This window comes from Roseiarcus fermentans, from assembly GCF_003315135.1.
GTDB classification, from domain to species: Bacteria; Pseudomonadota; Alphaproteobacteria; order Rhizobiales; family Beijerinckiaceae; genus Roseiarcus; species Roseiarcus fermentans.
In genome coordinates this window covers 37,415-56,570 of record NZ_QNRK01000027.1, presented here as the reverse complement: position 1 = coordinate 56,570, position 19,156 = coordinate 37,415, and the positions used below count along the sequence as shown (strand labels likewise).

Below are 19,156 nucleotides of genomic sequence, written 5' to 3'. Positions count from 1 at the left end.
GCGTACGACCATGGCGAGCATTTCTTTGCGATGACCTCGCACAGACGATCTGGATCGGTCGGCTTGATTGAAACCTGGCCATGTCAGTGCAAAGCGGATCGAGGGGATTGCTTATGAAGCGCGTTCAATATTTCCGATACGGCGGTCCGGAGGAACTGCGGCTGGACGAGGCGAAGCGGCCGGAGCCCGGGCGTGGCCAAGTTCGCGTTCAGGTCAGGGCTGCGTCTTTGAACCCGATGGATTGGAAGATTCGCCGGGGCGAGTTGAAGGCGCTGTCCGGTTTCCGGTTTCCGCGCGGCCTGGGCCACGATTTCGCCGGCGTGGTCGACGCCGTCGGGCCGGGCGCGGAGCGGATCAAGGTGGGCGACCACGTCTTCGGCGTCACCTCCATCCGTCAAGCCGGCGCGTTCGCCGAATGCGTCGTGGCGGACGAAAAGAACGTTTGGCGCAAGCCGCCGTCCGTCTCGTTCGAACAGGCGGCCGCCTTGACCATCGTGGGCCTGACGGCCTGGAACGCGCTGGCGGCGAAGGCGAGCCTGAGTCCTGGCCAGTCGGTCTTGGTCACGGGATGTCTGGGCGGGGTCGGACGGTCGGCGGTGCAGATTGCGCGCATGCGCGGCGCCGAGGTCGTCGGCAGTTGCAGCGCGTCCGGGCGCGCGGAAGCCCTGGCGCTGGGCGTCGGCGAAGTGGTCGATTATCGCGCCTTCGACGTCGCTTCCTTCCGACGTCGCTTCGACGTGGTCTTCGATACGGCGGGCGCGCTGTCGCTGAGCCAATGCGGCGCGATGCTGAAACGCGGCGGCCTGTCGCTGCACATCGTCCCCACGGTCGCCAAGATGATCGGCAGCCTGCTCCCGTCGCGACATCACCTGGTGTTCGGCGATCCGACGCTGCAATCGCTTGCCGGCGTCGCCGACGCGGCCGAGCAGGGCAAGCTCGTCCCGGCGATCGGCCGCATCGTGCAGCTGTCCGAGGCGATCCCGGCGATGGTCGAACTCGAGCGGACGGGCTTGCCGAAGGGAAAGCTGGTGATTGCTCCCATGCGATAGCGACAGCGGGCCAAGCCGGCGACAACCATCGCAACCTCGGAGGCGCCAATCGATCTCGCCCTGTGCGGCGGCGCGCAGGCGATTGGCGCAGGCCTCGACTCCAGCGGCGTCCGCTGCTTCGATGCGGCGGCTGAGCTGATTGATTGGCCCCGAGGAAACCACAATGCTTAGAATTCTAGCGCTATCCTTCGCCTTTATCGCGGCGCAGGGCGCCGCGGTAGCGGACGAAGACGCCAAGCAAGAGTCCGTCCAGGTTCATGGCAAGTCGCTGACTCTCAGTTGTGCAGAGTGGAAGCGCAATGCCGACGGGTCGTGGGAAAACGTCGGACCGCTTCTGGTCGGGACGGACACCGTGAACACCGTGACCTTGCGTGGCGCGAAGGAAACCAAAGTCCTGGAGGAGAAGTGTCAGACTGCCTCGGGACCGCCCGCTGCACCGTCGCGAAGCGATGATTCCGCACGACATGCGAAGCATAAATATCGCCCTGCGGCTGCCGAGGGAACGTAGAGATATCCGCAGGGCCGTTCGGCGCGCCCGCCGAACGCGACGGCCATAGCCGGACGCGGCTCCTCCCGTCGCCGCACGCATGAGCGTCGTCCTCTCCGGCGGTTCGCAACCGAACCGCCTTGAATTTGCTTTCCCGCCTTGCCATCTGCCAGTCCGGCCGCCGCTCCGGCGACCTGCGGCCCACTCGCGGAGCGCCCGATTGACCAGTCCCTCCACCGCCGCAGCCGAGGGGTCGCCGCGCGAGCGGTCGCGCTGGGGCGTGTTCGGCAACCTCGCCTTCTCCGTCATCCTCGCCGCGAGCGCGCTCTTCAACGTCGGCATCGCGATGTTCGACACCTCGATGAGCTGGCTCATGACCAGCCTCAACCCGGACCCGATGATGGTGTCGGCGGTGCAGGTGGCGACCATGGCGCCGATGTTCCTGCTGACCGTGCCGGCGGGGGCGCTCGCCGACATCGTCGACGCGCGCCGCCTGTTGCTCGCGGCGCAGGTCGCCGTGCTCGCGATCTCGATCGTGTTCGCCGGTCTCGTCAGCGCAAAGCTCGCGACCCCGGTGAACCTGCTCTTGACCACGTTCGCGCTCGGGATCGGGGGCGCGATCGCCGCGCCGGTGTGGCAACTGGTCACGCCCAAGCTCGTGGGCAAGGAGGATCTGGACAGCGCCATCGCGATCAACAACGCGAGCTACAGCGTCGCCCGCGCGATCGGGCCGGCGCTCGGCGGGTTCGCCATCGCGGCCTTGAGCATCGACGTGCCGTTCTGGTTCTATTGCATCGGCAATCTGGCGGTCGTGGCGGCGGTGGTGTGGTGGCGGGCGCCGCGCAGGGTGCGCGAGACGCTGCCCGCGGAGCGTTTCTCCAGCGCCGTCCGCACCGGCCTGCGCTACGTCCGGCACAACCGCGACATGGACGCGACGCTTCTGCGGGCCGTCGCCTTCTTCCTGTTCGGCAGCGCCTACTGGGCGCTGCTGCCGCTGGTCGCCCGCAGCCAGATGCACAACGGGCCCGCGGTCTACGGGGCGCTCCTCGGCATGATCGGGCTCGGGTCGATCGTCGCCTCGCTCGGCCTCGGGTGGCTGAAGGACCGGCTCGGCCCCGACTGGCTGGCGCGGCTCGCGACGGTCGGCACGATCGCTGCGCTGGTCGTGTACGGGGCGGCTGAGACGCTCGCTCCCGCGCTCGCCGTCAGTTTCCTCGCCGGCGCGTGCTGGACCCTGATGATGACGACCCTGTTCGTGTCGGCGCAGGTGGCGCTTCCGGACTGGGTGCGCGGGCGCGGCATGGCGATTTTGCTCACCGCCTATTTCGGCGCGATGACGATCGGCAGCGCCGTCTGGGGCAAGGTCGCGAGCGTCTGGGGCTTGCCCACGACCCTCTATGTCGCGGCGGCCGGGACCCTGATCGGAATGGCGGCGACCTGGACACGGAAGCTGCAGACCGCCGCCGGGCAGGACCTGACGCCGTCGCTGCACTGGCGCGACCGCGCCTTTGTCCTCGCGGTCGACGACGACCAGGGCCCGGTGCTGGTCACGGTCGAATACCGGGTCGAGCGGGAGGACCGGGCGCCGTTTCTCGCCATCATGCAGGAGATCGGCCAAGAGCGGAGGCGCGACGGCGCCTTCGCCTGGAACGTGTTCGTGGACGCGGGCGACGTCGGCCGCATCGTCGAGACGTTCCTCATCCAGTCGATCCTCGAACTGAAGCACCTGCGCGCGCGCGTCACCAAGGCCGACCAGATGGTCGAGGCGGAGGCGCACAAGTTCCTGAAGGCGCCGCCGAACGCGGAGTTCCTGATCGCGCCCAAGCGCAACCGGGAAAGCCGGCGGAAGGCCCCGCTTCTTCAGCCCGTGACCGTCGCGGGGTGAGCGCGCCGGCGGACGGCGCGGTCAGCGAAGCGAGGCCGTATGGGCGGCCAGCGGCCCGACCCGCTCGCGCCCGGCGTCGGTCCGGTTGAAGATGAGCTTCACCACGTCGGTGACGATCGTCCAGCCGATCACATAGGCCCACGCCACCCCGATCAGCGCCCACGGCAAGGCCGGGACGAGGACGCCGTAGGCGCACATCAGCACCGCCACGACCTGGGTCGCGACGATGGCGAGGAACAGCGGCGCCGACGGCCAGGGCGGAGCGAACATCGAGCCCCGCGCGCGCACGACGAACAGCAGCATGTGGCCGCCCGCGGCGAGTTGCAGGAACAGCATCGTCTGGAGATGGCTGGGGTCGATCGGCCGCCACGCCGTCAGGGCCTGGTCGTTCATCCACTCGAGCCCGAGCAGCACGAGGCCGAAACTCTGCGCCGTCGCCATGAGGCCCATGACGCCGGAGAACACCAGGATGCGATGCATGTTCCAGCGCACCGGAGCTTCGGCCGTGCGCACGTTGTCGTAGGCGATGGTCATGATCGGGATGTCGTCGAGCAGGGCGAGCGCGACGATCATGATCGCGGTCAGCGGCTGGATGGCGAAGAGCACGCTCGACAGCACGACCGTCAGCATGATCGCGATGGTCATCGCGATCCGGTAGTAGACGTAGCTCGTGATGCGCTCGAAGATTTTTCGCGCCTCGACGATTGCGTTGACGATGGTCGAGAGCCCGGGCGCGGTCAGGATCAGGGCGGCCGCGCTGCGTGCGGCGTCGGTCGCGCCGCTGACCGCGATGCCGCAGTCGGCCTGCTTGAGCGCCGGCGCGTCGTTCACGCCGTCGCCGGTCATGGCGACGATGTGGCCGGTCTCCTGCAGGCTCTTGACGATCTCGTACTTGTGCTCGGGAAAGACGCGCGCGAATCCGTCGGCGCGTTCGACCGCGTGCGCCGCGTCGAGCGAGATCCGGTTCGGGTCCGCGCCCTTCGGGAACACGTCGCTCGCGACCAGGAGGCGCGCGCCCAGTCCGAGCTCCCGCGCGATTTCACTGCCGATGGCGACGTCGTCGCCGGTGACCATCTTGACCGCGAGGCCGAGCTTCCGGGTTTGGGCGATGGTCGAGGCGGCGTCGGGCCGCGGCGGGTCGAGCAGGGACAGGATGCCCAGCAGCGTCCAGGTCTTGCCGTTGTCCTCCGATCTTGCGACGCCGAGCGCGCGGAACCCGTGCTTCGCCAGCTCGTCGACCTTGTCGTCGTATGTCGTCTCCGTCGCCGGATCGAGCTTGCACAAGGCCGAGATCGCTTGCGGCGCCCCCTTGGCGAACCGCCAGGTCTTGCCCTGCGGGTCGGTCACGGTCGTCATCGTGCGCTTGTTGACCGGATCGAACGGCGCGAGATTCGTCTGCTTCCACCGGGCGAGCGCCTGCGGGTCGGAGATCGCCTTCATGACCGCCTGATCGATCGCGTCGTCGCTGTCGGCCTTGGTCGCGAGCGCCGCGCCGTCGACGATCTCCTCCGGATGCACGCCCCCGAACGGGATGGGCGTCGACAGCGTCAGCTTGTTCTGGGTCAGCGTGCCGGTCTTGTCGCTGCACAGCACGTCGACGCCGGCGAGCTCGTCGATCGCCGACAGTCGCGACACGATCGCCTTTTGCTTCGAGAGCGCCAGCGCGCCGAGCGCGAGCGTGACCGACATGACCGCCGGCAGCGCCACCGGCACCGAGGCGACGAGGAGCACCAGCACGAACTGCGCGATCTGCCCGGCCTGGTCCAAGCTCCAGTGGCCGGGAACGACCATGGTGCGGTAGACCTGCGTGCCGACCAGGACGACCGCGAGCGCCGCCGCGAGCAGGATCAGGAAGTCGCCGATCTGCACCACCGCCTTCTGCGAATGCGACTGCGCGCCCGCCGAGGCGACGAGCCCGGCCGTGCGGCCGAAGAAGGTGTTGTCGCCGATCTCGGTGACGAGGCCCTGCATGTCGCCTTGCTTGGCGATCGAGCCGGAATAGGCGGAGTCGCCGATCGCCTTGCTGACCGGCAGGGATTCGCCGGTCAGCGCCGCCTGGTCGATCGACAGATACGCGCCGCCGGTCAGCACGAGGTCGGCGGGGACGATCTTTCCGGCGGTGACGTCGACCACGTCGCCCATGACGAGGTCGGCGGCGTCGATCGTCCGCCACGCGCCGTCGCGCAGCGCGCGCGACGTCAGGGCGAGGCCCTTCTTGAGGGCGGCGAGCGCCGAGGCGGCCTTGGCGTCCTGCCAGAAGCCGACGGCGGCGTTGTAGACGAGGAGGCCGGTCACGACGATGAAGTCGGGCCAGTCTTGCCGAGCGAGCGAAATCAGCGCCGCGGCCTCGATCATCCATGGGATCGGACCCCAGAAATACGCGACCGCCTTGCGCCAGAGCGGCTCCTCCCGGGCGACGATGGCGTTCGGGCCATCCTTGGCGAGCCGGGCCCTGGCCTCGTCCGAGGTCAGGCCCTTCGCCGAGCTCTTCAGCTCGGCGAATCTGGCGGCGATCGCGGCGGCGTCGAGCCGCTTCGGCTTGCCGGCGCCGGCGTCGCCGTTCATCGTCGTCGCGCTTGAGCTCGAGCCGGCGGAGAGTCCGTCGTCATGGCCCGGTTGGACAGCCGTTTCGGACATGGAACCGCACCCGGAAGAAACATTGGCCAGATCCACGCGTCGACCCATGGCGAGTCGACGGGGCGCCGCCGATTCCTGGCGACCCGACAGGGATTGCGGGGCAACACGGGACTTGGCGCCCATGTCGGGCGCTAACGCCAGCCTCCCCGAGGATTCTGCGTCGATACGCCGCGGGCTCAGGCGCCTTTCGGCGCCTCGTCCCCCTTCGTGGCGACGCAGTTCGGCGAGGGGCGCGCTCGGCGCCGGCCGGCTTTCCCGATCGCGCCGGTGCGGGCGGGGGTCTGGCCCGAGCCCCGCGCGGCTGACGACTCCCCGGCAGGCAGCCGCGCGCGGGGAAAGGACGGGCGTTCAGGAAGCGGCGGGCGGCGCGTCGGTCGCCGGCGCCGGAACGTGGGCGGCGAGCGCCGCCTTGAGCGCTTCCTCCTTGGCGTGATCGAACGAGGTGCTGATCACCGTTCCGCCCTCGCCCTTGAGATCGTCGAGCACCTTGTCGGTCGTCATCTTGCGGATCAGCAGGAACAGCCCGGCCTTGCCCGGCGTCATCGCCTTGCGGGCGTCTTCCCGCATCTGATTGTCGTTGATGCCGACGTCGGTCATGGCGCCGCCGAGCGCGCCGCCCGCGGCGCCGAGCGCCGCTCCGATCAGCGGCATGAAGAAGACCCAGCCGATCAGCATGCCCCAGAACGCGCCGGACACGGCGCCGAATGTGGTCGGGTGCATGATCTGGTTGAGCTTGATGCGGCCGTTTTCGCCGCGGATTGCGATCACGGCGTCCTCGAGTTCAATCAGGTAGTCCTTCTGCAGGTCGAGGACCTTGTTGCGGACTTCTTCGGCTTTGGCTTCGCTGTCGAACACGATGAAAACGAGATCGCTCATGGCTCTTTCCTCCAAGAGAGGCCGGACGATCGCGGCTCCGGCGCTGAAACGTCGCGACCCGGAGCCGGTCTCTACGCGCGCTGCGGCCCCGAGATCGCGACCCGCCCTCGCATCGCGCACATGCGCCCGTCAATACGTTTGGGGGCCAGCCGGGCGGCGGGACCTCCCGCACGCGCGTCAGTTCTTGTCACTGGGTTCAATTCCAGTAACTCCAAAGCCGGGGTGAGGCAGTGGGCAATCCCTCTCCCTCAGGGAGAGGACAGGCCGCGAAGCGGCCAGGTGAGGGTGCGCCAGGCCGACTGTCGGCGTTCCGAGCCCTCACCCTGCCGGGCTTCGCCCGGCTGTCCCTCTCCCCAAGGGAGAGGGCGGCGCCGGCTTGGGAGTATCAATTCCGGGGTCCAAAACCTTGAAAACGCGGGCGTAGTCGCAACGACGGCCACGCCGGCGGTTCGACTCAGCCGCTGCTCGCCTGCTGCAGCTCCGCGCTGAGCTTGAGAACGTCGGTGATCACGATCGCGCCGCGGCGGCGCTCGATCAGGCCGTTGCGCTCCATCGCGTTGATCTCGCGCGACACGGTTTCGCGCCTCGTGTTGATGCGCGCTGCGAGTTCGGACTGATTCGGCGGCGTCACGATGATGGCGCGTCGCGGGTCGTCGCGATCGCGCCGGGCGAGACGCAGCAGTTCGGCATGAACCCGGCAACGCACGTTGAGCGCGCCGAGCTCGCTCACCCGGCTCGACATGGCGCGCAGGCGCTGGATCAGCGTCTTGACCACGGCCTCGCACAGCGGGCGGTTGTTGAACATCGTCTCGACGAACAGGTTGGCCGGCATCTTCGCGACCAGCGAATCGACGATGGCGAACACGCTGGCGGCCCGCGGGGCGCCGTCGATCGCCGCCATCTCGCCGAAAATCGAGCCGGCGTTCATGTCGTTGAAGATCAGGTCCTGGCGGGCGTTGTTGTAGACGGCGCGCAACTGGCCCGACAGGATGAAGAAGACGTCGCGGTCGGTCGCCGACTGGTCGAGAATCCAGGCTCCCGCCGTCGTTCGCAGCCAGATGCACTGCCGATCGAGACCCTTGCAGGTCTCGGCGTCGAACGATCGAAAATAGCGGTGCGCCGCCAGCGTGCTGGGGACCGACATCGACTCCGCTCGAACTTGTCCGGCGACCGTGGACGAGGCCCGGCCAATCGTCAAGCGGGAATAAATACCTGTTTTCGCTCCGCTAGCGCGGTGCGAAAGGATGATCCATCGAGCGACGCGCGGTCCCGCGCGTCGTTTTCCCGTAACCGACCGTTATCGCGCGCGCTCGCGTCCCGCTGTGACGAAGATCACACTCGGCGCATCGCTTTCGTGTGACGCCGCTCACAGCCGCCGCGCAACCGCTCGGCTATGGTGGCGGTGCGTGCGGCGGGGATCGGTCGCACGAAGAACGGCTGTCGGACCGCCACATCGGCCCGCCGGTCGCCCCCGCGGAGGCCCTCCCACTTGCGCGGGGATCGGGGCGCGGCGCCCGGCTTTCCGCGGGCTTTGCGGCGCCGCGCCCCTCGAGCCTTCAGCGCAGAAAGAACTCCATGTGGACGCGTCCGCGCCGCCGGACGGTCTGGGAACGGGACGGCTTCTTCGCCATCGCCGGCGCTTCGGCCTCCGGGTCCGCGCGGGCGCGCACCGGCGCCCCGCTGGCCTTGCCGACGGCGTTCGCCTTCGGCCCCCGACTGGCGAGACAGGCGTTGTAGGCGAGCGGCTCCTCGAATTTGGCGCAGGCCGGGTCGTCGTCGGCGCGCGCCGGGCCCGTCAGGCATGCCCAGAGCGCGAGGAACGCGACCGCGGCGCGCATCGGTTCAGGCTCGCAGCGTCGCGCCGGTCCGCCTCGACACTTCGGCCACGATCCGCGCGACCGCGGCCTCGATCTCCGTGTCCGTCAGGGTGCGCTCCCGCGGCTGCAGGGTGACCGCGATCGCGATCGACTTCTTGCCTTCCGGCAGCCCCTTGCCCTGGTAGACGTCGAACACGCCGACATCCGCGACGAGCGCGCGCTCGGCGGCCTGCGCCGCCTTGAGAAGGTCGCCGGCGCGCACGCTTTCGTCGACGACGAAGGCGAGGTCGCGCTCGACCGCCATGAAGTCGGACCGTTCGAGCCTGGGCCTGGCCTTGGTCGGCCTCGCCTTGGGCGCCGGGACGGCGTCGAGCACGAGTTCGAACGCCACGATCGGCCCCTCCGCATCCAGCGCCTCGCACACGCTCGGGTGGAGCTCGCCGAACCAGCCGACGACGGTCTTGGGCCCGAACTGCAGCGTCGCGGACCGGCCCGGATGCAGGAAGGCGGGGCCGCCGGGGACGACCTGGACCGCGCCGGCGACGCCGAGGGCGGCGAGGAGCGCCATCGCGTCCGCCTTGGCGTCGAAGGCGTCGACCGCCCCGCCGCCGCGCCATTGCCGGCCTTCGCCGCCGGCTTTGGCGAGACCGCGGCGCACGGCGGCGGCCGCCGTCCGCTGGTCCGTGTCGCCCGGCCCGAGGAAGATCTGCCCGACCTCGAACAGGGCCACGTCGGTCAGCGCCCGCCGGGCGTTGCGTTCCGCGGCGGCGACGAGGCCGGGGACGAGGCTCGGGCGCATGTCGGAGAGGTCGGCGGCGATCGGGTTGGCGAGCGCCAGCGCCGGCTGACCGCCGCCGAACAGCTCGGCCGCCCGCTTCGCTATGAACGACCAGGTGACGGCCTCGCGCAGCGACAGCGAGGCGAGCGTGCGCTTGGCGAGGCGCGTGCGCTTCTGCAGCAGCGTCAGCACCGGCGCCGCGACGCCCTCGTCGAGGCGGGGCAGGGGGGCGGGCGGCGCCCGGTCGAGGCCCGCGATCCGGATGATCTGCTCGACCACGTCGGCCTTGACCTGAACGTCGGGGCGCCACGACGGGACGCGGACCCGGCCGTCCTCGACGCCGAAGCCGAGCCGGGCGAGGATCGCCTCGCCCTCGGCGCGCGGGATGTCGACCCCGATCAGCCGTTTCACCTCGCTGTAGGGGAAGTCGATCGTCCGCCGCGGCGCCGTCGGGTCGCCGGCGACGATCATGCGCGACGGCTCGCCGCCGCAGATCGAGAGCACGAGCCCGGTCGCGAGATCGAGGCCTGGAACGCAGAAGTCGGGATCGACGCCGCGCTCGAAGCGGTAGCGCGCGTCGGTCACGATGCCGAGCTTGCGCCCGGTCTGGGCGATGTTGGTCGGGTCCCACAGCGCGCTCTCGATCAGGACGTCGCGCGTGCTCTCGTCGCAGCCGGAGTGCTCGCCGCCCATGACGCCGGCGATCGACTCGACGCCGTCCGCGTCGGCGATGATCACCGTGCTCTCGTCGAGCGCGTAGGTCTTGCCGTCGAGGGCGAGAACGCTCTCGCCCGCTCGCGCGCGCCGCACGGTCAGGTCGCCGCGGATCTTGGCGAGGTCGAACACGTGCAGCGGGCGGCCGCGGTCGAAGGTCACGTAGTTGGTGATGTCGACGAGCGCGCTGATCGGCCGAAGGCCGATGGCGCGCAGGCGCTTCTGCATCCACTCCGGCGATGGCCCGTTGGCGACGCCGCGCACGAGTCTCAGCGCGAAAGCCGGGCAGAGATGCGCGTCGGCGGGGGCGAAGTCGAGCCGCACCGCGGTCGGGCAGTCGAACGCGCCGGCGAAGGTCTCGGGACCGGGCGTTCTCAGCGTACCGAGACCGGCCGCGGCGAGATCGCGCGCGATGCCGGCGACGCCGGTGGCGTCGGGCCGGTTCGGGGTCAATGCGACGTCGATCACCGGATCGTCGAGCCCGGCGAAGCGCGCGTAAGGAACGCCGACCGGCGCGTCGTCCGGCAGCTCCATAATCCCGTCGTGGTCGTTGCTGAGCTCGAGTTCGGCGGCCGAGCACAGCATGCCGTGCGACTCGACGCCTCGGATCACACCCTTGGCCAGGGTGATCTTCTTGCCCGGGATATAGGTTCCGACCGGCGAGAACACGCTCTTCATGCCGGCCCGCGCGTTCGGCGCGCCGCACACGACCTGCACCGGCCCGGCGCCGGCGTCGACGACGCAGACCCGCAGCCGGTCGGCGTTCGGATGCGGCTTCGCCTCGATCACGGCGCCGACGACGAAGCCGGCGTAGATCGCGCCCGGGTCCTCGACGCCCTCGACCTCGAGGCCGACCCGGGTCAGCGCGTCGACGATCTCGGCGAGCGAGGCTTGCGTGTCGAGGTGGTCCTCGAGCCAGGAGAGGGTGAATTTCATGGAGATGTCATTTCCTGGTTCTGGCGACGAGGCGCACGGCGAGCTTGAGTCGCGCGTCATCGTCGAGCCGGTCGAGGATTGCAACAGCGGCCTCGGCGACCTCGATCAGCGCGAGGGTTTCCTCGCGGGTGAAGGGCGAGCTTCTCTTGCCCTGTTCAAACTGCGGGCGTGGTTCCGGGCTATAGTCCGCCCATTCCCGCGCCGCCAGCAGTTCTTTGAAAGCCGACCCCAGGCGTTGCATGTCCGGATTGGTCGCCGACGGGCCTTGCAGGAAGGCCTGCAAGGTTCTGTTGTGGTCTGGCGCTCGGAAGATGGGTGTGACGATCTCCCAAGGCCGACGCCATCCGACCAGACTGTCGGCGCACGTTCTGCAGAGCGCTTGAAATACAGCGTAATAGGCGGTTGACACGGCGCGACGCAAGGAAGCCGATCTCGGGCGTCCCTTGTCGACGGTAGCAAGCAAACGAGCGTTGTCGAGCTGATGCCGGACGAGAGGCCACATGGAGGATCTTGGGTTAGGCGGCAGGCCGCTCATCGTCCTCGGCGTGCTCATAACCAGGCGCGAGGAAGGTCACGTAAGGGAAGCGAAGGTCGTCGATATTTCTCAGCGCATCCGAGACCGCGACGATCGTGTCGAGGAGACGGGCGCCCGATACATAAGCCTTGTAGTCCCGGAGGTAGATCGTAACGGACAGACTCTGTTCGCCGGTATGATCCTCGGCCGGAAACACTTCGATGCGATCGATGGCGTTCTTCCCGAAGAGGCGGACGACCGCCGATTTCGCGGCGGCTTCGGCCGCTTGGTCTCTCTGTGCCTGGGACATCCTTCGCCCGCCGAACTGGTCCGCCAATTTACCACGAGGCGCGCGCCGCTGCACCCCTCGCCGCCAACCGTCAGCCGCTCAGGCCGCCCGCCAGCGTCGGCATGTCGAGCGGCTTGAAGCCATAGTGGTTGATCCAGCGCAGGTCGGCGTCGAACAGGTCGCGCAGGTCCGGCATGCCGTACTTGAGCATGGCGACGCGGTCGATGCCCATGCCCCAGGCGAAGCCCTGGTAGAGCTCGGGATCGATCCCGCAGTTGGTCAGCACGTTCGGGTGGACCATGCCGCAGCCGAGGATCTCGAGCCAGTCCTCGCCCTCGCCGAAGCGGATCTCGCCGGCCGAGCGGCGGCACTGGATGTCGACCTCCATCGACGGCGAGGTGAAGGGGAAGAAGCTCGGACGGAAGCGCATGCCGACCTTCGGGACCTCGAAAAACGCCTTGCAGAATTCCTCGAGCACCCACTTCAGGTTGGCGAGCGTCGCGCTCTGGTCGATCACCAGCCCCTCGACCTGGTGAAACATCGGCGTGTGGGTCTGGTCGAAGTCGGTCCGATAGGTGCGCCCGGGGCAGATGACGCGGATCGGCGGCTTCTGGGCTAGCATCGTGCGCACCTGCACCGGGCTCGTGTGGGTGCGAAGCAGCTTGCGCTCGCCGGTCGCGTCCGGCTGGAGGAAGAACGTGTCGTGCATCTCGCGCGCGGGATGGCCGGGCGGGAAGTTGAGCCGGGTGAAGTTGAAGTCGTCGCTCTCGATGTCGGGCCCTTCCGCGACCGAGAACCCGAGGTCGGCGAAGATCGCGACGATCTCCTCCGTCACCTGGCTGATCGGATGGATGCGCCCGGTCTCGACGCCGGGCGCCGGCGTCGGCAGCGTCATGTCGAGCGCCTCGCGCGCGAGCCGGGCCGCGAGCGCGGCCTGCTTCAGGACGGCGCGGCGGCCGGCCAGCGCCTCGACCACCGAGTCCTTCAGGGCGTTGATCTCGGCGCCGCGGGTCTTGCGCTCGTCAGGCGAGAGCTTGCCGAGGGTGGCGAGCAACGCCGAGATCGCGCCCTTCTTGCCGAGCGCGGCGACGCGGACGGCTTCGAGCGCCGCTTCGTCCGGCGCGCCGGAGACGGCAGCGAGCGTTTCGTCTTTCAGGGCGGCGAGGTCGGTCATCGAAAAAACTCGGTCGAAAACGGAAACCGCCGCCGCACGCTTTCAAAGGCATGGCGGCGGCGGACGATGCTCGGAACGGCGCCGGTTTCAGGCCGCCTTGGGCAGATGGCCCTTCGCCTGCTCGACGATCGCGGCGAAGGCCGCGGGCTCGGAGATGGCGAGTTCGGACAGGACTTTCCGGTCGACCTCGATCCCTGCCGTCAACAGCGCCGAGATGAACCGGCTGTAGGTCAGGCCGTGCTCGCGCACCGCTGCGTTGATCCGCTGGATCCACAGCGCGCGGAATTCGCGCTTGCGGTTCTTGCGGTCGCGGTAGGCGTACATCATCGACTTGTCGACCGCGGCCTTGGCGGCGCGGATCGTGTTCTTGCGGCGGCCGAAGAAGCCCTTGGCCTGCTTCAGAATCTTCTTGTGCTTGGCGTGGGACGTTACGCCCCTCTTGACGCGTGACATGCGTAAAACTCCGGGAAAAGGGTCAGCCGTTCGGCAGGAAGTACTTCTTGATGTTGTCGCCGTCGGTCTTGAACATGACCGCCGTGCCGCGCAGATTGCGGATCTGCTTGGGCGTGCGCTTGATCATGCCGTGCCGCTTCTGCGACTGGGCGTAGACGACCTTGCCGGTCCCGGTAATCTTGAAGCGCTTCTTCGCGCCTGATTTCGTCTTCAACTTGGGCATTTGGCTCTCCCGGGCTTGACGCCCTGTTGGAAATAAGCGGAGCAATGAGCTCCGTCGCGTCGGAACGAGCGAAAAGAACCGCCACGGCAGCCCGGCCGGGCGGTTCTGAGGGTCCGGGACATACGCGAAAGGGGCGCGCGGCGCAAGACAAAGCTTCCGTCCCCTTCCGCCCCGCCGACCGCACCAGATCTTCGGGCCGGAGTCCATCAAGTTCAAGGCCTTGGCGGGGTCCGTCAGGCGCGTTGTAGCGCCCGAGCCGGCAGCCAAGAGCGCCGTCAGCGCGAGCGACCCCCGGGTCGAAGAGCCCGGGGGGAAGCGACCCAGGTCCGCTGGGCTGCTGTTGCGGCCTCTGATCATCCCGCCGCCCTTCGTTGCGGCAGAAGACGGAGCCATTCTTACCGCAGGACGCGGTCCGGGGAGAACAGCGCACGTGACGAACACGCATTCCGTCCGGAAGTCTCGCCTGGAAAGGTCGCGATCTTTCTGTTAGCGTTGTGAACTACGAATCACTTCGCGCCCCGCGATTTGACCGAAGTCGCGGCGACGGGCATCTTCTCGCTGCGCACGGCATTCAAGTGGTCGAATGTCGCCTATAAACGCATGATTGCTGAGCCGGGTCTGCGATGGATCAGGATTTCGACGCGCTCATGTTTCAGACCGGCGCGGTGTTCACCCCCGGCGCGCCGATCAACGAGCGGGAGCTGTTCTCCGGCCGCAAGGATCAGGTTCTCAAGATCGTCGAGGCGGTGTCGCAGCGCGGCTGCCACGCGATTCTCTACGGCGAGCGCGGAACGGGAAAGACCTCGCTCTCCAACATGATCACCGCTTTTCTGGCGAGGCGGCAGGCCTTCGTCGTCTCGCGCACCAACTGCGACATCTCGGACACCTATTCGTCGCTCTGGGCGAAGGCGTTCAAGGACATCGAGGCCGCGAAGCGCCGGCCCGACATCGGTTTCGGCGGATTGCGCAATCCGCTGACCGCGCCGCCCCAGGACTACGCTCTCAATTCGGATACGCCCGACGGCGTCCGCCGGACGCTGCAGGGCATAGCGGCGACGGCGGCGCTGATCGTGATCTTCGACGAGTTCGACCGGATCCGGCGCCCCGACGCGATCACCGCCATGGCCGACACGATCAAGGCGCTGTCCGATCACGCGGTCAATGCGACGGTGCTGCTGATCGGGGTCGCCGACTCGGTCGACGAACTGATCCGGGAGCATCAGTCGATCGAGCGGGCGCTGATTCAGGTGCACATGCCGGCGATGTCCGACGGCGAGATCCGCGGCATCGTGATGAGCGGCTTCGAACGGCTGGCGATGGAGATCGAGTTCGAGGCCTGCGAGGACCTGGTCCAGTACTCGCAGGGCGCGCCCTACATCACCCATCTCCTGTCGATCTACAGCGCGCGCGCCGCGCTCGGGGCGCGCAGCATGATCGTCTGCGCGGAGCATGTGGAAGCCGGCATGATCCGCGCGCTCGACCAGTGGCAGCAGTCGGTCAAGTCGCTCTACGACGACGCAGTTCGCCGCGCGCGCAACCCCGCCCTCCACCGCGACGTTCTGCTCGCCTGCGCGCTCGCGGACGTCGACGAACAACGGTATTTCGTCGCCGGCGCCGTCGGGGCGCCGCTCTCGGCGATTCGGGATCGCGATGTCGCGCCGCTGACCTCCGCCCGCGTCCTCAAGGATCTCAGCGAGCCCGGGACGGGTCAGATCCTTCATCGGGCGGGGGAGGGCGCCCGGCGCCGTTACCGGCTCTTCAACCCGATTCTCAGGCCCTACATCATCATGCGCAATGTCCGCGACAAGCGGATCGCCAAGGACGTGCTGCATCGTCGCAGCGCTTCGCGGGCGGAAGCGAACGACCCGGACTGGACCGACGCATCGACGTTCTGAGGGTGCGCGCCCCGCGAGCCTCCCCGGTCAAAGCCGTTGACGGACGCCGGCAGGCGGAGAATGCTGCGACACTCCGCCGCAACCCGGTCGCGATGCGGGTGCGCATTCCCGAGGTCGCCCATGCGTTGGACATACCGAATACTCGGCGTCGCGCTATGCTTCTTGGCCTGGACAGGAGCGCCCGACGCGGCGTCGAATCCGGGTTCCCATCCAATCAAGGTCGCGGCCGTGGACTTCGTCCCAGCCTGGGGCGACCTCGACGGCAACATCGCCCGCCTTGCGCAAGCCGCCGAGCAGGCGGCCGAAGAGGGCGTGAACTACGCCGTCTTTCCCGAGACGGCGGTCAGCGGATATCTGTTCAGCGATCCGGCGCAGATTGCGCCCTACCTCGACACGATCCCGGGCAAGACGACTGCGGCGCTTCAGCCGATTCTCGCGCGGACCGGCATGTACATGAGCGTGGGGATCGCCGAGCGGGACGTCGAAACCGGTCTGGCCTATAACGCCGCCGTCCTGCTCGGCCCCGAAGGCGTCGTCGGCAAGTACCGCAAGATCGGCCTCAACCCGCAGGACCAGATTGTTTTTTCTCCGGGAAATACCGGCGTCGAAGTGTTCGACACGCCGATCGGCCGTATCGGACTGGTCATCTGTTACGACGACACCTATTGGCAATATCCGCGTCTGGCGGCCCTGCGCGGCGCCGAGATCATCGGGTGGCATTCCGTGTCGGACCGGGTCATGCCGGGAACGCCAGCCGCAGAGGCGACCGGCAATCATTCGACCGTGGCCAACGCGCAGTCCATGAGCGCCGAGAACGGCGTCTGGGTCGTCGCCGCCACGCGCAGCGGGATCGAAACCAATCCGATCACTGGCGGAAAGCTTTATTACAACGGCGGCTCGAGCATATGGTCGCCGGAAGGGCGCAAACTGACCCAGGCCCCGGTCGTGCCGCCGGAGGATCTGGCGCCGGGGCTGCATGGTATTTTCACCGCGACCGTCACGCCGTCGGACGCGGACGCCGTGCGCGACGCGCGGCTCGCCTTGCGGCGCCCCGGGCTCTATTCGCCGTTGCTCGCATTGCACCGCAGCCCCGTCGACGGCAACGCGACCGTCGTACGGCGCAGCGTGTCGCTGGCCGCCGTTCAATGGCCGGAGGGACCGTCGCTGCTGGCGGCGGTCTCTCCGGCCGAAGGCGCGCTCACCGTTCTGCCGGAGCTTTCCGGCCTGCCGTCGGGGCTCGGCGCCGACGAGATCCTGGCCCGGGCCGAACGCCGCGGCGGGGCGTTCGAGCGGGCGCTGTCGGAGGCCGCCCGCCGGGGCAAGGGCTACCTCGTTGGGAGTTATCCGGAGCGTGACGGCGAGCGCGTCTACCATACGGTGGTGCTGACCGGGCCGGACGGCGCCGTTCTCGGGCGCTATCGCGCCACCCACCCCGACGCCGGCCGCGCCGGCTGGGCCTCGCCCGGCGATGCGATCGCCGTCATTCCCACGCCGCTCGGTCGGATCGGCCTCGCGTCCGCCGACGAGCTTGCGGTTCCGGAACTCGGCGCCCTTTATGCCGCAATGCGGACGGATATTCTGGCCGCTCCAGCCGGCGCGCCGGCGCCGCTCAAGGTCGAGGTCGACGCCAAGCTCTACGCAGTCGCCGACCCGCCGACCGGCCGCGCAGATTTCTTCCCTTACGCCGCCGCCCAGCAGAATCAGGTGTGGATCGTCAGCGGGGGACGGCGCGATCGCGATCACACGGCCGCGGCGATCTATGGACCGGAGCCGGTCGTTTCGACGCCGACGCTGACCGCGGACGCCGGCGCAGATGCGGTTCGATACGAGACGGTGGTTCCAGCGCCCGGGACCTGGATCAATCAGGGCCAGTTGATTGCCGGCCAGCAGGCCCAGTGGTTCATCCCCCTCGCCCTTCCGGAACGAAGCGCATGCATGACGCGCTGGCGAGCCGCAGGCGATGCGCGCTTCCCTTGCCTCTGATTATGACTTGCCTGGCAACTCCCAAGGCGGGGTGAAGAACGCCGTCATCGCGAGCGACCCCCGGGTCGAAGAGCCCGGGGGGAAGCGATCCAGGGCCGCTGGGCCGCTGTTGCGCCCTCTGATCGTCCCGCCGCCCTTCGTCGCGAGCAGAAGACGGAGCAAACCGGCGGCATGGGTTGCTTCGTCCCCCCGGGCTCTTCGACCCGGGGGTTGCTCCTCGCAAAGACGGGGTTGGGAGTTGCCTTGCCTGCGTTTCGGCTGTCCGCGCCAACCCTTCGGGATTCGGCCTGAACGCCCTTCTCGCCTGGTGCGCCCGCGACGGAAAACGGGAGAGGGTCGCGCCTCTCCCGTGGTTCAGGTCTGTGCGCGCGGCGCGCGATTCGTCAGCTCTGGACGCCCTGGACGTACCAGTCCATCACGGCGAGGTCCTTGTCGGGCATGCGTTCGCCCTTGGCGACCTTGACCGCGCCGGACTGGTCCCTGATCTCGCCGGTGAAGACGTCGAAGCTGCCGTCCTTGGTGCTGGCGATGATCTTCTCGGCCGCGGCCTTGACGTCGGCGGGCATGAACGGCGCGAAGGGCGACATGACGACGGTGCCTTCCTTCATGCCCCACCACGTGTCTTCCGACTTCCAGGTCCCGTCGAGCACCGCCTTGGCGCGCGAGATGTAGTAGGGCCCCCAGATGTCCTCGATCGCGGTGAGCTGGGTCTTGGGGGCGAACTTGTGCATGTCGGCGCCCTGGCCGAAGCACCACGCCTTGCGCTGCTCGCATACCTGAAGGCCGGCCGGGCTGTCGGTGTGCTGCGCGATCACGTCGCAGCCCAGGTTGATCAGCGTCTGGACGGCGGCGGCCTCCTTCGCCGGGTCGAACCAGGAGTCGATCATCACCAGCTTGGTGGTGATCTTCGGGTTCACCGCCTGCGCGGCGAGGGTGAAGGAATTCACGCCCATCACCACCTCGGGCACCTTGTAGGAGCCGAGATAGCCGATCACGCCCGACTTCGACATGTGGCCGGCGATCGTGCCCTCGACCGCCCGGCCCTGATAGAAGCGCGAATTGTAGACGCCGAGGTTGGGCAGGGTCTTGTAGCCGGTGGCGTGCTCGAACTTGACGTCAGGGAACTGCTTGGCGACCTCGACCGTCTGGTCCATGTAGCCGTAGGAGGTGGTGAAGATCAGCTTATTGCCCTGCTGCGCGAGGTCCTTCAGGATCGGAATCGCGCTCGCGTCCTCCTTCACGTTCTCGACGTAGGTGGTCTTGACCTTGCCCTTGAGCGCCTCTTCGACAGCGAGGCGGCCCTTGTTGTGCGCCCAGGTCCAGCCGAAGTCGCCGATCGGGCCGAGATAGATGAAGGCGATCTTCAGCGGCTCGGCGGCGAGGGCCCTCCCGCCGAGCGCCGGCATCGCGAGGCCGGCCGCCGCGGCCGATTTCACGAAATTGCGT

General features: G+C 68.4%; 16 protein-coding genes. 5 read left to right on the top strand and 11 right to left on the bottom strand.

Going from position 1 to position 19,156, the window contains the following annotated elements; translation table 11 throughout:
* Positions 1 to 113 precede the first annotated feature (113 nt).
* From DFR50_RS21530 to DFR50_RS21525, 3 genes are all read left to right on the top strand, one after another.
* Entirely contained in the window at positions 114 to 1,049 is a 936-nt protein-coding gene (locus DFR50_RS21530) for an NADP-dependent oxidoreductase (protein WP_113891329.1), read from the top strand.
* A 163-nt stretch (positions 1,050 to 1,212) separates the two neighbouring features.
* Complete coding sequence (locus DFR50_RS31555) at positions 1,213 to 1,557, top strand: hypothetical protein (protein WP_147262838.1); 345 nt, start codon at positions 1,213 to 1,215, stop codon at positions 1,555 to 1,557.
* Between the two features lie 199 nt (positions 1,558 to 1,756).
* Positions 1,757 to 3,421: an MFS transporter gene (locus tag DFR50_RS21525; RefSeq protein ID WP_170153322.1), complete on the top strand. Its 1,665-nt coding sequence runs from the start codon at positions 1,757 to 1,759 to the stop codon at positions 3,419 to 3,421.
* A 21-nt stretch (positions 3,422 to 3,442) separates the two neighbouring features.
* Here the strand turns inward: DFR50_RS21525 and DFR50_RS21520 are convergent, their stop codons facing one another.
* From DFR50_RS21520 to rpmI, 10 genes are all read right to left on the bottom strand, one after another.
* Entirely contained in the window at positions 3,443 to 5,986 is a 2,544-nt protein-coding gene (locus tag DFR50_RS21520; protein ID WP_170153321.1) for a plasma-membrane proton-efflux P-type ATPase, read from the bottom strand.
* 420 nt (positions 5,987 to 6,406) lie between these two features.
* The gene (locus DFR50_RS21515; RefSeq protein ID WP_113891326.1) at positions 6,407 to 6,934 is read right to left on the bottom strand and encodes a DUF1269 domain-containing protein; all 528 of its coding nucleotides are present in this window, start codon (positions 6,932 to 6,934) and stop codon (positions 6,407 to 6,409) included.
* A 454-nt stretch (positions 6,935 to 7,388) separates the two neighbouring features.
* On the bottom strand, positions 7,389 to 8,078 hold the full coding sequence (locus DFR50_RS21510; protein ID WP_113891325.1) for a Crp/Fnr family transcriptional regulator: 690 nt from the start codon (positions 8,076 to 8,078) through the stop codon (positions 7,389 to 7,391).
* Between the two features lie 412 nt (positions 8,079 to 8,490).
* Positions 8,491 to 8,772, bottom strand: a complete 282-nt coding sequence (locus DFR50_RS21505; protein WP_113891324.1) for a hypothetical protein — start codon at positions 8,770 to 8,772, stop codon at positions 8,491 to 8,493.
* Positions 8,773 to 8,776: 4 nt separating this feature from the next.
* Positions 8,777 to 11,179, bottom strand: a complete 2,403-nt coding sequence (gene pheT, locus DFR50_RS21500) for a phenylalanine--tRNA ligase subunit beta (protein ID WP_113891323.1) — start codon at positions 11,177 to 11,179, stop codon at positions 8,777 to 8,779.
* A 7-nt stretch (positions 11,180 to 11,186) separates the two neighbouring features.
* Positions 11,187 to 11,462, bottom strand: a complete 276-nt coding sequence (locus DFR50_RS21495; protein WP_113891322.1) for a hypothetical protein — start codon at positions 11,460 to 11,462, stop codon at positions 11,187 to 11,189.
* A gap of 232 nt (positions 11,463 to 11,694) precedes the next feature.
* The gene (locus tag DFR50_RS21490) at positions 11,695 to 12,030 is read right to left on the bottom strand and encodes a hypothetical protein (RefSeq protein ID WP_113891321.1); all 336 of its coding nucleotides are present in this window, start codon (positions 12,028 to 12,030) and stop codon (positions 11,695 to 11,697) included.
* A 43-nt stretch (positions 12,031 to 12,073) separates the two neighbouring features.
* Positions 12,074 to 13,156, bottom strand: a complete 1,083-nt coding sequence (pheS, locus tag DFR50_RS21485; RefSeq protein WP_113891320.1) for a phenylalanine--tRNA ligase subunit alpha — start codon at positions 13,154 to 13,156, stop codon at positions 12,074 to 12,076.
* An 87-nt stretch (positions 13,157 to 13,243) separates the two neighbouring features.
* Complete coding sequence (gene rplT / locus DFR50_RS21480) at positions 13,244 to 13,609, bottom strand: 50S ribosomal protein L20 (protein WP_113891319.1); 366 nt, start codon at positions 13,607 to 13,609, stop codon at positions 13,244 to 13,246.
* A gap of 22 nt (positions 13,610 to 13,631) precedes the next feature.
* Positions 13,632 to 13,832 carry a 50S ribosomal protein L35 gene (gene rpmI, locus DFR50_RS21475; protein WP_113891318.1) on the bottom strand — a complete coding sequence of 67 codons (201 nt, stop codon included), beginning with the start codon at positions 13,830 to 13,832 and terminating at the stop codon, positions 13,632 to 13,634.
* A 623-nt stretch (positions 13,833 to 14,455) separates the two neighbouring features.
* Here rpmI and DFR50_RS21470 point away from each other — a divergent pair.
* Entirely contained in the window at positions 14,456 to 15,727 is a 1,272-nt protein-coding gene (locus DFR50_RS21470; RefSeq protein ID WP_113891317.1) for an ATP-binding protein, read from the top strand.
* 228 nt (positions 15,728 to 15,955) lie between these two features.
* Positions 15,956 to 17,710 carry a carbon-nitrogen hydrolase family protein gene (locus DFR50_RS21465; RefSeq protein WP_245428018.1) on the top strand — a complete coding sequence of 585 codons (1,755 nt, stop codon included), beginning with the start codon at positions 15,956 to 15,958 and terminating at the stop codon, positions 17,708 to 17,710.
* A 383-nt stretch (positions 17,711 to 18,093) separates the two neighbouring features.
* Here the strand turns inward: DFR50_RS21465 and DFR50_RS21460 are convergent, their stop codons facing one another.
* The gene (locus DFR50_RS21460; RefSeq protein WP_245428021.1) at positions 18,094 to 19,116 is read right to left on the bottom strand and encodes a BMP family ABC transporter substrate-binding protein; all 1,023 of its coding nucleotides are present in this window, start codon (positions 19,114 to 19,116) and stop codon (positions 18,094 to 18,096) included.
* Between the last annotated feature and the right edge of the window lie 40 nt (positions 19,117 to 19,156).

Bases quoted from the DNA above. Each gene is read 5' to 3' on its own strand.
- DFR50_RS21510 (WP_113891325.1), bottom strand. From the start codon at position 8,078: ATGTCGGTCCCCAGCACGCTGGCGGCGCACCGCTATTTTCGATCGTTC.
- pheS (WP_113891320.1), bottom strand. From the start codon at position 13,156: ATGACCGACCTCGCCGCCCTGAAAGACGAAACGCTCGCTGCCGTCTCC.
- DFR50_RS31555 (WP_147262838.1), top strand. From the start codon at position 1,213: ATGCTTAGAATTCTAGCGCTATCCTTCGCCTTTATCGCGGCGCAGGGC.
- DFR50_RS21505 (WP_113891324.1), bottom strand. From the start codon at position 8,772: ATGCGCGCCGCGGTCGCGTTCCTCGCGCTCTGGGCATGCCTGACGGGC.
- DFR50_RS21520 (WP_170153321.1), bottom strand. From the start codon at position 5,986: ATGAACGGCGACGCCGGCGCCGGCAAGCCGAAGCGGCTCGACGCCGCC.
- DFR50_RS21470 (WP_113891317.1), top strand. From the start codon at position 14,456: ATGGATCAGGATTTCGACGCGCTCATGTTTCAGACCGGCGCGGTGTTC.
- DFR50_RS21515 (WP_113891326.1), bottom strand. From the start codon at position 6,934: ATGAGCGATCTCGTTTTCATCGTGTTCGACAGCGAAGCCAAAGCCGAA.
- rplT (WP_113891319.1), bottom strand. From the start codon at position 13,609: ATGTCACGCGTCAAGAGGGGCGTAACGTCCCACGCCAAGCACAAGAAG.
- rpmI (WP_113891318.1), bottom strand. From the start codon at position 13,832: ATGCCCAAGTTGAAGACGAAATCAGGCGCGAAGAAGCGCTTCAAGATT.
- DFR50_RS21530 (WP_113891329.1), top strand. From the start codon at position 114: ATGAAGCGCGTTCAATATTTCCGATACGGCGGTCCGGAGGAACTGCGG.
- pheT (WP_113891323.1), bottom strand. From the start codon at position 11,179: ATGAAATTCACCCTCTCCTGGCTCGAGGACCACCTCGACACGCAAGCC.
- DFR50_RS21460 (WP_245428021.1), bottom strand. From the start codon at position 19,116: ATGCCGGCGCTCGGCGGGAGGGCCCTCGCCGCCGAGCCGCTGAAGATC.